Here is a 1,672-nt window from a genome sequence, read left to right on the forward strand (position 1 = left end):
CTGACCGATTCTAATGCGTTCATATGCACTCCCTTCAATTAGCACCCAATGAAACTATAATGAAGGGCATAGTGGCCAATATGCAAACCCTAGGCGCTATGGCATTTATCAATGCCCAGCGGCAAAGACATCAGCTTTAACCCGAAAAATAGCAAAAACGCCCATACTCCAACGTGTAATAGCGGGATCATACCGCGACATTACAAATTATACCTTGCACCAGAATTGCGGATCGGCAATGCGCCTGACCAAACTTTGCTTAACGGCGCTATTCCGTAAAATAACTAATTATTGGGGGGGATTACCCAAATTCATGAGTAATAAACCTCATAATTGACAATATAAACATGGCCCGCTTCATACCCAAAAGTATCAATACGCGTAACGCCAGCTCTCATGCATTTATCGCGCACATGGCCTTGCTACACAATGCCTCCCATCGTTCGGACGTTAGGCGGTATAGCCTCACCGGTCGACCATGAAATTCCAGTATGTCAAAGCTGAAAAAGCCCACTTTCTCAGCAACCTTTAGCGATGCCACATGCTCAGGCTCTATAATAACCACAACTGAATTAAATTTTTTCTCTCTAAAAACATAATTCAAAACTGCTCTGGCGGCCTCAGACGCCAGCCCTCTATTCCAATACCGTCTAGCAAGCCGATAGCCGAGGTTCATCTCCTCGACATCAAAGACCATTTCTGGCCCAGCACTGCAAAAACCTATGAGTTCAGAACCCATCTTATCGATTAGTGCCAACGGACCCACACCATGAGACTCGTAACAAGATAAACACCACTCAATGAATTTTCGGGTAGCGACCTCATCACAAACACCATTAACTGAGTACTTCATAACTTCAGGGTCGCTGAGAATTTTGGTCAATGCGGGGACATCCTCAAGGGATAACCGCCGCAAAATTAATCTTTCCGTTTTACAGATATCCGTCATACGCCTTCCTATGCATAGTAAGCCCTCAAAAGAGCCATTAGAAAACAGACTATCGCTGCGATTCCACAAGGAAAAGACAGACGGGAAAACGAAGAAAACGTTCCTTTAGACCAACACAAAATCCCTTTCCCTTGGTCATGTTCCGTTTTTTATAAATTTCAATGCGTTAGTTGGTGCGACCGGGGTTTGCTGGTTCAGTGGTATTGGATTCTGAATCAAGTTCAGAATGACGACGCAGGAAATTCAGAATGATGGTTTGGGCGAGGGGATATGTGAGGTGTGGCAGTTAGTGTGACTATCCGCCTACATAGCAGGCGGATAGTGTATTCAAAAATAATTGCGATCTATTTTGATGCCAAATACGCTCGCCAAGCGCCGAAATGGCTAATGTCTTCAGCGCCAGCTAAGCCCGACGCCTCACAGATAAAGCCACTCACCTGGCTGCCATCTGTCAGCGTGACTTTACCGATTCCCAAAGGCGCAGGAATACCCGCTACAAAGCTGCCGAACTCGCTGGCGGGTAGCGACCACACTTCTACTTCAATTGCTTGGCCTTCATCCGCTGGCGCTACCACCATGCCCGGCCTAAATGGCGGGCCACCAGCCAGCGCATAGAGTTTGTAATTTGGCGCCGATGTGGTTTTTTCAAGCAGGTAGCCACCGCGCTCGGTGAGCTGCCAATTTAGCGGCTGGCCTTGTAAGTGAGCGCCGCACACTGCCACA

The 1,672-nt window shown here is 47.3% G+C and carries 1 protein-coding gene and 1 pseudogene; both read right to left on the reverse strand.

Translation table 11 applies throughout. From position 1 onward, the window contains the following. Positions 1 to 394 precede the first annotated feature (394 nt). Positions 395 to 949, reverse strand: coding sequence for a GNAT family N-acetyltransferase (locus tag ABYP33_RS18975; protein ID WP_373092901.1), 555 nt, complete (start codon positions 947 to 949; stop codon positions 395 to 397). Positions 950 to 1,293: 344 nt separating this feature from the next. Continuing rightward, positions 1,294 to 1,672, reverse strand: a pseudogene (locus ABYP33_RS18980) (allophanate hydrolase); the annotation flags it as partial.

The organism is Zhongshania sp., from assembly GCF_041584495.1.
Lineage (GTDB): Bacteria > Pseudomonadota > Gammaproteobacteria > Pseudomonadales > Spongiibacteraceae > Spongiibacter.

Excerpts from the sequence above, each read along its gene's own strand:
- ABYP33_RS18975 (WP_373092901.1), bottom strand. The coding sequence starts at position 949 with ATGACGGATATCTGTAAAACGGAAAGATTAATTTTGCGGCGGTTATCC.